A 13,855-nucleotide genomic window follows, 5' to 3' on the forward strand; every position below is an offset into this window, starting at 1 on the left:
CGCCCGTCCCGGTAAAAACAAATGAATAACATTGGGGAAAACCAGTCCTGAGAACAATCTGAAACAACTGGTTGACGAATGTCGAAAGGGGAAAATAGACAGCCAGAAAGAGTTGTATAAACAATTCTATGGGTATGCTATAGGTGTATGTTTACGTTATTCTCAAAATCGGGAAGAGGCAAAAGAGATTGTAAATGATGGTTTTTTAAAGGTTTTCGCTTATATCAGGGATCAGCGGGAAGGGAGTTCTTTTAAAAGTTGGCTCAGGAAAATAATGATTCATGCTTCGATTGATTTTTTTCGCCGCAATGAAAAATATCAGGATCAGTGTGAAATTTCTCCTTTTGTGAAAGAAGTATCTGTTCCGGATAGTCACTCCGTATTGTCAGAACAAGAAATACTTCGCCTGGTGCAACTCCTTCCGCCTGCCTACAGAATGTCCTTTAACCTCTACGCAATTGAAGGATATAAGCACCATGAGATTGCCGAAATGTTGGGTATAACCGTGGGGACTTCCAAATCAAATCTTGCCAAAGCCCGAAATAAACTGAAAGAAATGCTCTATGCGATAGACAGAGACAGATTCGAAAAATATGGATGACAATCAACTCGACAGGTTTTTCCGTGATAATATTGGAGAATGGGAGGAGACGCGGTTTGACGAGTCTGCCTGGGAGGCGATTGTTCCTGCTATACAAACATTGACGCCCCGACCTGCCTGGTTTCGGTTTTGGGGGAACTGGCTGGGTGCTGGCGGGGCTGTCATTCTTTTAACTTTGCTGGGAGGTATGGGCTACCTCTTGTATGTTCAAAATCAGCAACTGGAGTCTATCAACACCAAACTTGCAGCCTTTGAGTCAGGTAAAGTTCAACCTCAGATATTGACAGATACCCTTTGGTGTGAAAATATTATTCGCGACACCCTGTGGGTTCCGCTAGCTCAGGTGGTTGATCCCCGCCGTTACCCCTACACTTCTCCTCCATATTCTCAGGCTGCGACCTCCGGTTTTTCCCCGCATACCTCCCCGGAATCGCCTGTGGCCGCAAATGTTATTCCCATTGAGCTTCCTGACGGAAGCCAGCATTTGCTTATTCCGATTGCAGATGCTGATTCTTTGCCGGAACCAGGTGCTGAGATGACCGTGGTGTTTGTGGCGCCAAAGCATGAATCAGCTGGCTCAGATAGTATTTCCCATGAGGAGGTTTTATCGGAGGCGGTTGCCGGGAACTCCGCTAACCCCATAAAGAAAAAATTGGTTATGCCTGACGTCACAATCCGCGGGATCAGGGTTAAATCTTATATTGGCACGCAGGGTGGGTTGATCAAAGGTGGAGAGGCCGGGGCTGCCGTGTCTGGGGCTATTGAAGGTGAGTTTGTGCTTAATCCTCACTGGTCGTTGATCGTGCAAACAAGTGTTTCGGGGATGAGTTATGAAATGGCTGTCAACATTCGCCAACCTGATTTTGATGATCTTGTAGGAATGCTTCCTCAGTTACCTTCGATAGATGATCTCCAAAAACTACACGAAGTGAAAATGCATGGCAACTGGATCATGGTACCTGTCAGCGTAAAATATACCTTCCTGCCTGATCGGCATATCCAACCCTACCTTCGCGGCGGTGTACTGGGTTATAAAGTCCTGAATCAGGACTTTATGTATGAATTAAAAGACAACGGCGTGGAGGAGAAGCGATTTGTTTCTATCAATCAGGTGCCGTGGACCTGGAATAGTTTCCAGGGTGCTGTTGGCGGACAGATGTTTTTCGGCAAACACTGGATGGGACTTGCAGAGATTACGGTTTCTCCCGGTTTTTCAGGTCAGGGAATCGAAAAAAGACGTTTCCATCTGGTCGGTACAAACCTGGGTGTAGGTTATGTGATAAAATAATTTTATTCCGGGCAACCCTTTTATTTTTTCCTGCGTCCCGGTTACAATTCCCCCTTACTTTATCAGCGCTGACAATAATTTGCGACAGCAAAGGCTGTAATCTTACATTCATTGACATATTACGAAATCCTAATAATTCCCCCTTCGAATTACCGTTCTCAGACATAATATTGAATTCATTCTATGAAAAACCCTTCGCAAATTTTCTTGCTCCTGTTGATTTTAGTGGGAATGATGTCGCTTCAGTCATGTAAACATCGCTGGTGGGGCCCTGATCCACAACCTGATCCAATCGTCGATGATGGCGGTGGGGGTGGTGGAGGTACTGGTGGCGGCGGCGGTGGCGGCACCGGGGGTTCTGGCAATGACCCGGTTGGCCGAGTGTGTGATCCAGACTCCGTGTATTTTGAGCAGCAGATATTACCTATGCTGGTTTCCAATTGTGCTATGTCTGGTTGCCACAGTGCGCAGTCACATAAAGAGGGAATTACCATCACTTCTTATGAGACCTTGACTCAAAAATCAAGTATGGTAAAACCCGGCAATCCTTCGGGAAGTAAACTCGTGACAATCATAAAAACCAATAATCAGGGCGATGTAATGCCGCCACCTCCTTACTCCAGGATGACAGCATCTCAGATTGCTTTGATTGAAAAATGGATTAGCCAGGGCGGTCAGAACAATTCTTGTGTATCAGGATGTGACACTACTTCTGTACCCGGATATGCTGCCTATGTCCGCCCAATCATTGAAGCCAAATGTTTGGGATGCCATAGTAGTGGGACGATCAATTACTCAACTTTTGCCGGCGTGAAAGCTACGGTTGACAATGGGACATTGTATGGTTCTATTGCCCATATCAGTGGATTTGCTGCTATGCCACAAGGCGGTAACAAACTTCCCGAATGTGAAATTACTCTGATAAAAATGTGGATTGACGATGGCGCCAAAAATAATTAACCTGTTTTTTACAACTCTGACTCTTGCTTCTGTTTTGATTGTAGTCAGTTTAAGCGGTTGTTATTATGACAACCGCGATGACCTTGAGCCGTTTCTCGGTGCAGGTGGTACGAATACCTGCGACACTTCGGCGGTTTCCTACCAGATTGATGTCCTTCCCGTTCTTCAGGCCAATTGTATTTCCTGTCACAGCGCATCGTTGGCTTCGGGAGGCATTAATCTGAATGGATTCGCAAAAGCCAAAGCTCAGGCAGACAATGGCAAACTCCTGGGTAGCATTAAGTTTAACAATGGCTATTCTCCCATGCCTCCCGGTGGTGCAAAATTGCCTGCTTGCGATATTCTTAAAATTGAAACCTGGATCATTAATGGAACTCCTGATAATTAATATATATGCCTAAAATCAAAAAGATTCTCATTTTTTCCTTTGCTTTATGGCTTTTATCAGTCGTTTCTCTCGCTGCATTTGCCCAGCGCGAAAATGTTTATGAAACTTTTCGTGGAACTCGTATCGTCAATGGGCACTCTGTCGAAACCCAGCGTGAGGGGGAGCTTGAGATGATCATCGCTCACAGATTTGGCACACTCAATGGCGGTCCTTACGAATTATTTGGTCTTGATCAGGCCAGTATGCGTATTGGACTCGAGTATGGAATGAAAGATTGGCTGTCTATTGGTATGGGGCGGAGTTCTTATGAAAAAACGTATGATGGGTTTATCAAGGCTCGCCTCCTTCGACAGAAGGTAGGCGGCTGGCCTTTTTCTGTTACTTATGTGGGTGGATCTGCGATTCGCACCCTGCATGAGACTGATTCGGTAAGGGCGTTATTTAATACAAACCGTTTGTTTTATTCCCATCAGGTACTCATCGCAAGCAAAATTGGAGACAGGTTCTCATTCCAGGTAATGCCCACTGTGGTTCACCGAAATTTTACGGAGAGCCGCGCAGAAAAAAATGATGTGAAAGCCATCGGTGTCGCCACCCGTGTAAGGATGAACAAAAATATCGCACTGACAGGCGAATACTATTATATTCTGCCCAACCAGCTTTCCGATCTTTACTTTAATCCGGCAGGAATTGGGATTGAAATTGGAACCGGCGGGCACGTTTTTCAGCTTCACTTTACCAATTCCCGCGGTATGACCGAAAGGTTTTTTATACCCGAGACGACGGGCAATGTGTTGCGTGGAGATATCCATTTTGGATTTAATATGAGTAGAATATTCAAAATGAAAGGCAGATGGTATTAATAACGAAATATTTAACTTCCGTACTGGTATTTCTTTTTATGGGGGAATGGCTGGTTGCCCCCGGCGTGGGGAGTGACTGGGACGAAGATACTTCGGTACAGGAAATTTTGCAGGAACTGGGGGAAGGGGCTCCTTCCCACCTTCTTCCCGGAGAAAGCTCCCGGGAGATCATGATCATCAAGCAGGGAGAGGACATTGTAAAACGTGGAAGGACAATAGGTCCCAATGGAAAACTCTCTACTTACGTGAGCAAGTATTTTATCTGTACCAATTGTCACAACATCGTACAGGAAGATCCTGACCTGACCAGCCGCGATCCGGAATTGCGCTTAAACTATGCTCAGGAAAAGCGGATTCCGTTTCTTCAGGGAACTACATTTGACGGCATTGTCAACAGGGAATCCTGGTATAATGACGATTATGTCAAAAAGTATGGAGATCTGGTAAAGCCCGCCCATGATGATTTGAGGGAGGCCATTCAGCTTTGTGCGGTACAATGTTCTCAGGGGCGCCTGCTCGAAGGTTGGGAAATGCGCGCGGTGCTGGCTTATTTTTGGTCTTTGCAGTTTACCCTGGGAGATTTGCAGATGACGCCGCAAGAACTGGCGCAATTGCGGGCGGAGTCTGATAACCCGGCAAAGTGGGAGTCGCTGAGGAAACTGGTTAAGGGGAAATATCTGCAAACTTCACCTGCACATTTTTCGGATGCACCACCGGATAAAGAAAAGGGATATGGCCTTACCGGTGATCCTGAAAGAGGAAAGGCCCTGTACGAACTCAGTTGCCTTCATTGCCACAATGCCAATGGGGTTTCAGAGTATGTACTGGACCAGTCCAAAATGTCTTTCCGTAACCTTGATAAAAAGATTGTGAAAGACAGTCATTATTCGCTGTATCAGATCATCCGTTATGGTACCTGGGCGCAGCCCGGCCATCGTCCTTATATGCCGCATTATCCGTTGGAGCGCATGAGCGACCAACAAGTGGAAGACCTGCGGTCTTATGTGGACCAGATGTCCTTATAGACAACTTAGTTACCTGCTTCGGCAACGGTAAAATCGAGAGCCAGTTTGTCCCATGTCAGGGTAACTTTGCCATCTGCACCTATGTCAAATTTCAGGCGATCGACCGACTCATCGAGCATACGCGGAGAAGCGGTAACGCGAAGCACGTCTTTGGTTGCATCGTAGTCGTAGGCACCCCACAGATTTTCTACTGAGTTGAAAATCACTGTCCATTCGCCTTGGGTTGGGATGGTAAATAGTGAATATTTTCCCGCAGCCAAAGCCTGACCATTGATCATGACGTTTTTGTCAACGGTGAATGTGGTAGCCTCATTGGCACCTGTACGCCAGACCTGGTCATAAGGTACGAGGTCGCCCCAGATGGTGCGGCCTTTTGCTGCGGGAGAACTATAGTCAATAGTTACATTTGTGGCTCCTACAGCAGCAGTCGCAACGGCTGGCGGACTTGGTCTTTTGGACTTGTCTTCAGTCGGTTTTGTAGAAGTTTCATCCGTTGTTGTGCTGGTAGTTTCGCTTTCGGAAGCAGTTTTGGTTTCGCCGCAGGCAGATGTAAAAAACATAAAGCCGGTAAGGCAAAGGATCGTGAAAATGTTCGCTACTTTTGTCATGATAAAATTCTTTACGATATGTGAAATATGTTTGATATTTCACCCGAAAGTTAGGAAATAGTTCGTAAACCTGAATAACGAGATGATTAATTTAAATGAATCAGATGTTTCGAAACCTCTGAACGGATTTAAGTATCAGGATTTTTTGGGCGAATTTGTCTATGGTGGAATAGATGGCAGTGTCACTACCTTTGCCGTCGTTGCCGGCTCTGCCGGTGCAGATCTTGACATTTCGATTATCCTGATTTTGGGCCTGGCTAATCTTCTGGCCGATGGCTTTTCCATGTCCGTGGGGGCTTATCTTTCGACCAAATCCAGCCGGGAAAACTACGAAAAACACCGCAAAACCGAATACCGGGAAATACAGGAAATTCCGGAGTCCGAACGCGAAGAAATCCGTCAGATATACCGAAAAAAAGGATTTGAAGGTGAATTGCTGGAGCAAGTTGTCGAAGTAATTACCGCTGATAAGGACCGCTGGGTGGATGTCATGATGAAGGATGAACTGGAGATGATCCCGGAGCAGAAATCTCCCCTTGCCATTGCTGCGGTTACCTATCTTTCTTTTCTTCTTGTGGGGGTGGTACCGCTGATGATTTATCTTTTTAATATTCATTCCAACCAGTCTCTTGACAGGTTGTTTCTGATTTCTACTATCCTTACTTCCCTGACTTTTGTCGGGATTGGCCTTTTGAAAGCTGTAGTAACCGAAACCTCTCGCATCAGAGGGATACTGGAAACGCTGCTACTGGGAAGTTCAGCAGCAGCGGTTTCCTACTTCGTGGGTGATTTTCTGGAAAAACTTATTGCAGGTTGATCGTCCTAATTTTGTTTGCAGAGCTCGTCATCGGGGAAAGAATTCATATAATCGAGGTCTTCCTGACGGGTTAATACTCCTACCGAGAGACTGACGATTTTGTATTCCTGATCTACCTTGACGCCCCGCTCGTATCTGCCGCCAAATTTGTCGATCGAAATGCGCGTATAGGTTTGTTTGCTTTTGTTGAGAAACTCGATCATATTGGTCTGCCGGTGTTTGATCAGCGGGTCTTCACAGTATTGCTGAGAATAGGTGCTTTTTCCCTCAAAGGCAATGCGGCGGTTGTTGTTGATCATATCGGCTCCGTTTCTGTTAAGTAAAACTTTGCTTCCCTCGATAAAATAGGCCGGCGCCAGCATTTTCATCATCATCGCCTCAAACTCATCGGCAGTTCCCTCCCGCAGGATCTTGTGAATGTAAAGAAATGCCTCCACATCACTCTGAAATTGCGGAATCTCTACATTGGGTAGCCCGGCTAGTGCCTCATTGGCTTTTTTCTCCTCATCAATACTGGCGAGGGTAGGCATTACCCGGAGGTCGTCGGCGTTGTGGGTGGTTTTGGACAATTCGGTTTCCGATACATTGGAAGAGACAAAACCCGGCTTCCACGGACTGCTGATCGCGTCGCGGTAAAAGCGCACCCGGTAAATGGCATCGTATCGGGCAGTTTCTGTATAGCTGATCTTCTTTTCATAAGAACAGGCCAGGTTGATGGAAAATGAATTGGCGGTATGCCACTCTGAGTTTTTCTCCTCTGCAATCCGCAGGTTTTCCAGTTCGCTAACTATATCGTTGTACCGGCCGACCAGAAACGAGCTGAGGTTTTGTTTTACCATCTCCAGAACATCTTCATCTGTCGGGGTGGGAATGCCTTTGTATTCATTCCAGGTGGTCAGAAAACGATTATAGGAAAACTTTCCGTTTACAATCGTGTAGCGGGCGATTCCGCCGATTTCAATCGTGGCATTGGGATACTCCGCAAGTTTTGCATTGCGGGTGATGACTGCTCCACGCTCCCAATAATACTGCTGATACGTGGAACTCCATACCTTTGCGCCGTTGGTTTTGGAAAGCTCTATTTTCGTAACGCCGGGACTTGTGAGGTCTGCTTTGATTTGCGCATCGGTAGGCTGTGCAATTAGTTTGTCGCTGAATGCGCATACGAAGATCAGAAAGCAGATTTTCAGATACTTTTTCATTCTATTGGCTTTTCGGTGAAGGGTTGGCGAATGGTTTATTTAAAATGACGGCCTATATTGCCAAGGTCTATGACGGTAGCCCCTTTATCGGCATAGTCGGTGGAGGATGGATAATAGACCGTTGCGTAGCTGGTTTCTCCTTCATAAACACACTTCAACTTAAACCGGTAGCGGCGCTCAAAATTACAGCCCATGTCCAGTTCGCAGCGGTTGCTTTCATTTCCGCTTTTTGATTCCAGGATAAGATTGGCTTTGTCGCAACGGGTATTGTTGAATGTACCAAAATAGATATTTGACCATGAGCCGGTCTGGGTTCTGACATCGGACTCACTAAACTGAATGGTGATTTTTTTGAGGCTTTTATTTTCGGCTTTGACGGTGATATCACAGCCTAAAATGCCTACGGGAACATAATTGTCATTGACAGCTACTTCGCCAAATCCTTCTTCAATACCGGGGGAAGTGTTGCCCTGAAAAACGATAGCGCAAACCATAAGGGCGCATAAGAAAGCGAGGGATTTTACTAAGGTTTTCATTGTTTTTTTTGTTTGGTGAAAAGGTTAATTTGTACCTTTTGGTATCCTGAAACAGAAAAAACGTAACCTTATTTTCGCCGGTAAATCAGAAAAAAAGTCAGAATTATTGCTACTATGACCCCCGCGATAAGAAAGAGTGTTACCGGTAAATGGCTGACAGGCAGCGCAGACATATCTCCCACTGCTATATACCCTGCCCAATAGTAGGGATGTGCCATCAGGTGATCGGCTCTCGACAACCAGCCGGTTTTGGCATTTCGGAGCGCTTCGTCTTTAGAGTTACCTGCTGACAGGCTTTCGTAAAAGCTGGTCATGATTTCTGCTGTGGCAGCATCATTTACCTCCCACAGGGTATTGACAATACTTTTTGCTCCTGCATAAATAAACCCCCGCGCAAGGCTCATGATTCCCTCCCCGCTGAATAATTCTCCCGAACCGGTTTCACATGCACTCAGGGTAACGAGATCTGCCTGGATTTCCATGCCAAACAGATCCAATACATTTACGGTTTCTCCTTCGGCAAAATCAATGGTGGAAAACATGGGATCTCTGTCGTTTACCCGCGCATGGCTGGAAATATGGATGATCTGGTATTTTCCCGCCTGCTCAAAAAAAGCGGATTTGGATGCAGCTCTTTTCAGGAAAATATCTCCGCCGGTAAGCCGCGTTATTTTTTGAGCCTCTTCTTCGCTGTATATCAATGGCTGTGGCTTTTTCTGGCCTGGCATTTCCATTTCTTCCGTAAACACCGGCGCAAATATAACGGCATGTTTCAGCGGTTTTGTGTCCGAAGGATCATTGTCGCTGCGAAATAATAAAGCTGCAGAATAATGCTGACTGAGCGTAAATCTGCGAATCAGATACGGATAATTGCGATAGGCTCCTGCGTTTTCGGGTTTTGAGGTGAGTAAGGCGTCAAAAGGAATATATCCCAGCATTCCGTCGGGGATGAGAAATAGTTTTTCAGGAAGGGGTGCGTCTGTCAAAGGGGCAAAAACTCGTTGGTATAAGGAGTCTGCCAGATTCACATACTGATCCGCCCATTGCAGATGCAGAGAATCATTAACCCCGATATTTCTGAATCCGCCAAATATGCTCTCCTGAAACCGTTTCACCATAGAACTCAGGTTATTGATATCGGAGACGACCATCCATTCTGTACGGGAAGCGGTAATCAGGAAGATGTGGAGGTTGCCACTCCCCAGATAATATTCGACTATGCCCGTTTCAGGCGGAAGCTGGCCAAGGATATCGGAAATGCCTGGTGGTTCTGACTGGTATTTGAGCTGGTAATAGCGGGGATATTGAGTGTCAAAAATCCGGGTGAGCGAATCATATTGCCTGCCAGCGGTAAATAGTTTGGCGGTCATTTCTGCAATGACGAGGCTGTCGGATTTTCCCCCCTTTTGTTTTTCTTCGAATAAAAGTTCCTTTAGTTCTGTCTGGGTTTTTCGCAGTTGTTTTTCCCGGATAATTAAGGCCTCGGGCAACATCCCAAACTTCTCTGCGCGGGCGGTATTCAGTGCTTCCAGCAGCACCATAGCTTTTTGTTTTTCGCTGAAGCGCAGGGCGATATCCATGTATTGGGGATTTTTTCCTGAAAGCAGATACAACTGCCGGGCCGTGGTAATGCCATCTGCGTAGATTTCTGAAGCCCGCCGCGCCAGTCTAAACTTGGCATCTTCGCTGAGGTATCGCACCCGCATCAGATCGATGAGGGATGCGGCGGCGAGATAGGTTTCGAGGGCACAGGTTGCATTGGCCTGGTTTTGCGGCAGGTCATTGATGCTGCGGGCTTTATGATGGAGAATTTCGAGGAAATCGGGAGAAATGGGGAACGATTCTACGGGCGGGTTGTGGCACCAGTTGGTGTCGCTGTAGTCTGTAATAGCGTGAATCAACGCCTGTTGATGCCATTGTAGAGCTTGTATCGGGTCTTTCATTTCCCGATAGACCCTGCCGATGTTGCTGTAATATTTGCCTACCCGCACCTGATGGAAACCTTCGTTTTGTTCGCCGATTCGCAGGGCTTCGCGAAAACCCGCCATTGCCTGTGTATAGTTGGCGGCATCGAGTTGTGCCAGTCCGATATTGTTGTAAATGCCTGCCAGACTGGGGTGATCTTTTCCCTGTCGTTTTATCCGTATGCCCAGGGCCAGGCTGTAGTAGTGAATGGCTTCTTTGAATTGTTTTAAGTCCGTGTAACACAGGCCCATATTGTTGTAACCCGTTGCCACCCCAATATCCTCGGGTCCCAACAGTTCGATATAAATACTCACTGCCGAAGTATAGTAGCTGAGGGCTTGCCGGGGCTGACCTTCCATCCAGAAAACCAGGCCGAGGTTGTTATACACCGAAGCCACGAGGCGGTGTTTTTCGCCCAGTTTCCTGCGGCGGATGCGCAGGGCTTGTTCGTAATAATCGAGTGCGGCCGGGTAGTCACCCTCCTGGTATGCGCAAATTCCCAGATAGAGATAGGTGCGGGCGATTTCGAGGTGTTCTTCGGGCAATTTTTTTTGCTGAATGGCCAGCGCCTGAAGATGGTTTTTTAAGGCATTTTCGTTTTCGCCCATTGCCCGGTACACCTGACCGGCAAAGTTGAGGGCGCGGGCAACCTCGGGGTCATCGGGGGAAAGCGCCTGTTCAAACAGGGTTCGGCTCTCTGCATATTTTTTCAGCGAGAGGGGGTAGTCCTGCTGCAGCTGGAGCAGGTAACCCTGTCCGAAACGAAGTTTTGCAAACAGTAGCGGCTGGGGCTTGGTTTGCGCAATAAGCAATGATTCCGCTTTGGCAAGATGGCCTTCCGCTGCCGGGTAGCGGTTTGTCGCACACGCTGCATACCCGAGCGAAATCAAAGACTCTGCCTCCAGGTCGGGAATATGTGCCTTCGTTGCGGATGTATGTGCCTGCTGAAGTCGCGTTTCTGCCTCGGGGTAATGATCGAGCGCCAGATGAACGGCTGCATTCGCCAGCAAAACACGAATTCGCACAGGATCTTCAGGGGAAAGATATTTTTCTGCCAGCAATTCCGCCCGGGGAAGAAACACAAATGCCGAGTCCGGCTCGGAAAGGTTGAGAAACTTCTGGCCTTTTTCCAGAAAAAAAACAATATCAGTCTGGCCACCGGTATGGGAGGGCGAAGATTGAGGAAATCCATTCCCCCAGAACCCAACGATACAGATAACCAGACTGAAAATTTTTTGCATAAACAGGTGCGGATTTTCCGGCAATTATTTTCCGTCAATTGCCATATCGGTCATAACAATTCTGCACGCACTGGTCGTATTCGTTCAGCGTTCCTGCTGTACAAATGGATATTTCCCCGCAACCTCCGGCGTCACTGGTCGCAGTTTGGTTGTATTTATCGAGGAGTTTGCCCGCCAGATCGGCTTTGATGAGGTTGAAGAGTTCCTGCCGTGCACATGCATCGAGGCAGTCCTGAAGTTCATGGCTAAGGACAAGCTCTGCGGATTGCAGAACCAGCGAGCTGCCGATAATCGCAACTCTGTCCAGCGCAAACTGCCAGTAGGCGAGGAGGCCATCTTGTGTTTTGGTTACGGTCGTGACGCGACGATTGCCATTTTTGGTGATTTTTCCCAATGCGACAACCTGATTTTGCCCGACAACCATTCGAACCAAAACATCTCCACCCTGAAGTTTGAGTTGCAGGTTCAGGCTCTGGTTGCCTTTTTTGAAGCGGTAACTGGCTTGTGAGGGTTGTTCATTTTTGCTCACCAGGTGCAGAAACGGGTAATTACTATTGCTGGAGACGTGGGCAGATACTTCAGAAAACGCCATTCCCCGAAGGAAAAAAAGCGCGAAGCAGATCATAAGAATAGATGGAACGGAATAAGGTTTCATTACTGTTGTTTGTTTGAAAATGATACCTGTTGGTTCAGATGACAAGCGTAAATGTAACAATCCATGAAGATTGTTGACGAACATTTTTAATATTTTATCTTTTCAGGTTACATTTATCCCCGTCAGGTGAACCAATATGATGAAAAGGCTCAACTATACAGATGAAGCGTTGATAAAAGCAATCAGGGAAGGAGGAACTGCCTGTGATGATGCGATGGAATTTCTGTACCGGCGGCATGTCGAACAGATTATTTCATTTATCACCGCGCGCAATGGCAGCAGAGAAGAGGCGAAGGATATTTTCCAGGATGCTTTGGTGAGTTTGCTGGTATCGGTCAGGGAAGGGAAATTTGCAGGAAAAAGTGCCCTTAACACCTACCTGTACGCGATCAGCAAGAACCTCTGGTACCGGCGGTTTAACCGAAGCACGCGTGAAGAGGGGTATAAAAATGTCGGGGAAGAAGACGAAACCGACATTACCCCTGAGGTCAGCATTATGGATGCCGACCAGCGCGACCTGGTGAGAAACCTGCTGGACTCCCTCAAGGCAAAATGCCGCGAGGTGCTGGTGCGATGGGCGGAGAAATATTCGATGAAGGAAATAGCCGACGAACTCGGTTATCAGAACGAGCAGGTAGTGAGAAACAAAAAAAACCACTGCCTCAGCGAGTTGAAAGAATTGATAAGAAACCACCCCGAAGCGCGCGCTTTAATAGAAGAATTGGTTGAGCGGTAGTTAGTTGGCAAAATTACGGGACTCATGGCAAACAAAGAGCAAATGACAGAACAAATCGAAGCATACCTGGCCGAAGAAATGACACCGGAAGAGCGGGCAGCGTTTGAGGTACAGATACGCGACGATCAAACCCTGGCTGAAGAAGTAAAACTTCACCGTCAGACACATAAACTGCTGGAACTCTACACACAGGTTGACTATAAAGAAAAGCTGCGCCGCATCGACGCAGCCATGGAAGCCGCGCCAGAGGGAAAAACCATTCCCCTTTCCGGCCGGAAGAATATTTTTAGCCATCCGGTATTCCGGGCAGCAGCGGTTATCCTCCTGTTGCTCGCGAGTTCGTGGGTACTACTGTTTTACCGGTACGACCCTGACAGAATCGCAAGCGAGCAGTTTGAGCCCTACCGCGACGTGATCACCTATAAAGGCGACGTTTTGCCCTCCGATTCGCTGATTTTGGCGGCTATGGCGAGATATAATATGAAAGACTACGCCGACGCCCGGCAGACATTGGAAAAGACACTGGCACAATATCCCGATTTGGCTGACGCCCGGTTTTACCTGGCGATGTCCCTCCTTGCCGAAGGCGAGGCAGCCGCATCCATCGGCCATTTGCAGCAGTTGACCAGCAACAGCAAGTACGGCGAAGTTTCCGAGTGGTACCTCGCCCTCGCCTGGCTGAAAGCCGGCGACCGAGACAAGGCCGTAGCCGTATTACAAAAAATCGCCAACAACCCCGGGCACGGCTACAAAGAAAAAGCCGGAGCCCTGCTACAAAACCTCACCAGCATCTGGTGGTCTGTACCCGGAGTGGGGTAGGGCGTGTCCGGTGGGGTTCGACTCCGCTCACCCACCGGATTGAGAGGGCCTCACCCACCGGTTTTGGCGCGCCTTGCGGCGCATCTGACCGGCGGCTGAGGAGGCTCGAAGCCCCGGTCGCATGGGCGCGCTGCGGCGCGCAACATAAAGA

General features: G+C 47.7%; 14 protein-coding genes. 9 read left to right on the forward strand and 5 right to left on the reverse strand.

Features of this window, described 5'->3' with window-relative positions:
- Positions 1 to 31 precede the first annotated feature (31 nt).
- The 6 genes from R3D00_14355 (at position 32) to R3D00_14380 (ending at position 5,125) form a co-directional block, all read left to right on the forward strand.
- A complete protein-coding gene (locus R3D00_14355) occupies positions 32 to 601 on the forward strand; it encodes an RNA polymerase sigma factor (protein MEZ4774363.1) in 570 nt (189 codons plus the stop codon).
- On the forward strand, positions 594 to 1,889 hold the full coding sequence (locus R3D00_14360; GenBank protein MEZ4774364.1) for a hypothetical protein: 1,296 nt from the start codon (positions 594 to 596) through the stop codon (positions 1,887 to 1,889). The genes R3D00_14355 and R3D00_14360 overlap by 8 nt, the downstream gene beginning before the upstream one ends.
- A 183-nt stretch (positions 1,890 to 2,072) precedes the next feature.
- On the forward strand, positions 2,073 to 2,849 hold the full coding sequence (locus R3D00_14365) for a c-type cytochrome domain-containing protein (protein ID MEZ4774365.1): 777 nt from the start codon (positions 2,073 to 2,075) through the stop codon (positions 2,847 to 2,849).
- Entirely contained in the window at positions 2,830 to 3,237 is a 408-nt protein-coding gene (locus R3D00_14370; protein MEZ4774366.1) for a cytochrome c, read from the forward strand. The genes R3D00_14365 and R3D00_14370 overlap by 20 nt, the downstream gene beginning before the upstream one ends.
- 5 nt (positions 3,238 to 3,242) lie before the next feature.
- A complete protein-coding gene (locus R3D00_14375; GenBank protein MEZ4774367.1) occupies positions 3,243 to 4,100 on the forward strand; it encodes a DUF5777 family beta-barrel protein in 858 nt (285 codons plus the stop codon).
- Positions 4,091 to 5,125: a cytochrome c gene (locus tag R3D00_14380; protein ID MEZ4774368.1), complete on the forward strand. Its 1,035-nt coding sequence runs from the start codon at positions 4,091 to 4,093 to the stop codon at positions 5,123 to 5,125. The genes R3D00_14375 and R3D00_14380 overlap by 10 nt, the downstream gene beginning before the upstream one ends.
- Before the next feature lie 5 nt (positions 5,126 to 5,130).
- On the opposite strand, the gene R3D00_14385 is transcribed toward R3D00_14380, so the two are convergent.
- Positions 5,131 to 5,733 carry a DUF2911 domain-containing protein gene (locus tag R3D00_14385; protein ID MEZ4774369.1) on the reverse strand — a complete coding sequence of 201 codons (603 nt, stop codon included), beginning with the start codon at positions 5,731 to 5,733 and terminating at the stop codon, positions 5,131 to 5,133.
- 82 nt (positions 5,734 to 5,815) lie between these two features.
- Between R3D00_14385 and R3D00_14390 the strand changes: the two genes are divergently transcribed.
- The gene (locus tag R3D00_14390) at positions 5,816 to 6,550 is read left to right on the forward strand and encodes a VIT1/CCC1 transporter family protein (GenBank protein ID MEZ4774370.1); all 735 of its coding nucleotides are present in this window, start codon (positions 5,816 to 5,818) and stop codon (positions 6,548 to 6,550) included.
- A 5-nt stretch (positions 6,551 to 6,555) separates the two neighbouring features.
- On the opposite strand, the gene R3D00_14395 is transcribed toward R3D00_14390, so the two are convergent.
- From R3D00_14395 to R3D00_14410, 4 genes are all read right to left on the reverse strand, one after another.
- Positions 6,556 to 7,752, reverse strand: a complete 1,197-nt coding sequence (locus R3D00_14395) for a hypothetical protein (GenBank protein MEZ4774371.1) — start codon at positions 7,750 to 7,752, stop codon at positions 6,556 to 6,558.
- 35 nt (positions 7,753 to 7,787) lie between these two features.
- The gene (locus R3D00_14400) at positions 7,788 to 8,288 is read right to left on the reverse strand and encodes a hypothetical protein (protein MEZ4774372.1); all 501 of its coding nucleotides are present in this window, start codon (positions 8,286 to 8,288) and stop codon (positions 7,788 to 7,790) included.
- A 68-nt stretch (positions 8,289 to 8,356) separates the two neighbouring features.
- Positions 8,357 to 11,494: a CHAT domain-containing tetratricopeptide repeat protein gene (locus tag R3D00_14405; protein MEZ4774373.1), complete on the reverse strand. Its 3,138-nt coding sequence runs from the start codon at positions 11,492 to 11,494 to the stop codon at positions 8,357 to 8,359.
- 34 nt (positions 11,495 to 11,528) lie between these two features.
- The gene (locus tag R3D00_14410) at positions 11,529 to 12,149 is read right to left on the reverse strand and encodes a hypothetical protein (protein ID MEZ4774374.1); all 621 of its coding nucleotides are present in this window, start codon (positions 12,147 to 12,149) and stop codon (positions 11,529 to 11,531) included.
- 136 nt (positions 12,150 to 12,285) lie between these two features.
- Here R3D00_14410 and R3D00_14415 point away from each other — a divergent pair, with 136 nt between their 5' ends.
- Both R3D00_14415 and R3D00_14420 read left to right on the forward strand, forming a co-directional pair.
- Positions 12,286 to 12,885 carry a sigma-70 family RNA polymerase sigma factor gene (locus R3D00_14415; GenBank protein MEZ4774375.1) on the forward strand — a complete coding sequence of 200 codons (600 nt, stop codon included), beginning with the start codon at positions 12,286 to 12,288 and terminating at the stop codon, positions 12,883 to 12,885.
- Between the two features lie 24 nt (positions 12,886 to 12,909).
- The gene (locus tag R3D00_14420) at positions 12,910 to 13,704 is read left to right on the forward strand and encodes a tetratricopeptide repeat protein (protein MEZ4774376.1); all 795 of its coding nucleotides are present in this window, start codon (positions 12,910 to 12,912) and stop codon (positions 13,702 to 13,704) included.
- The last annotated feature ends 151 nt before the right edge of the window (positions 13,705 to 13,855 follow it).

Source organism: Bacteroidia bacterium, assembly GCA_041391665.1.
Classification (GTDB): domain Bacteria; phylum Bacteroidota; class Bacteroidia; order J057; family J057; genus JAGQVA01.

Coding starts and splice junctions, on each gene's coding strand:
- R3D00_14360 (MEZ4774364.1), top strand. CDS start 594: ATGGATGACAATCAACTCGACAGGTTTTTCCGTGATAATATTGGAGAA.
- R3D00_14365 (MEZ4774365.1), top strand. CDS start 2,073: ATGAAAAACCCTTCGCAAATTTTCTTGCTCCTGTTGATTTTAGTGGGA.
- R3D00_14370 (MEZ4774366.1), top strand. CDS start 2,830: ATGGCGCCAAAAATAATTAACCTGTTTTTTACAACTCTGACTCTTGCT.
- R3D00_14375 (MEZ4774367.1), top strand. CDS start 3,243: ATGCCTAAAATCAAAAAGATTCTCATTTTTTCCTTTGCTTTATGGCTT.
- R3D00_14380 (MEZ4774368.1), top strand. CDS start 4,091: ATGGTATTAATAACGAAATATTTAACTTCCGTACTGGTATTTCTTTTT.
- R3D00_14385 (MEZ4774369.1), bottom strand. CDS start 5,733: ATGACAAAAGTAGCGAACATTTTCACGATCCTTTGCCTTACCGGCTTT.
- R3D00_14390 (MEZ4774370.1), top strand. CDS start 5,816: ATGATTAATTTAAATGAATCAGATGTTTCGAAACCTCTGAACGGATTT.
- R3D00_14395 (MEZ4774371.1), bottom strand. CDS start 7,752: ATGAAAAAGTATCTGAAAATCTGCTTTCTGATCTTCGTATGCGCATTC.
- R3D00_14400 (MEZ4774372.1), bottom strand. CDS start 8,288: ATGAAAACCTTAGTAAAATCCCTCGCTTTCTTATGCGCCCTTATGGTT.
- R3D00_14405 (MEZ4774373.1), bottom strand. CDS start 11,494: ATGCAAAAAATTTTCAGTCTGGTTATCTGTATCGTTGGGTTCTGGGGG.
- R3D00_14410 (MEZ4774374.1), bottom strand. CDS start 12,149: ATGAAACCTTATTCCGTTCCATCTATTCTTATGATCTGCTTCGCGCTT.
- R3D00_14415 (MEZ4774375.1), top strand. CDS start 12,286: ATGATGAAAAGGCTCAACTATACAGATGAAGCGTTGATAAAAGCAATC.
- R3D00_14420 (MEZ4774376.1), top strand. CDS start 12,910: ATGGCAAACAAAGAGCAAATGACAGAACAAATCGAAGCATACCTGGCC.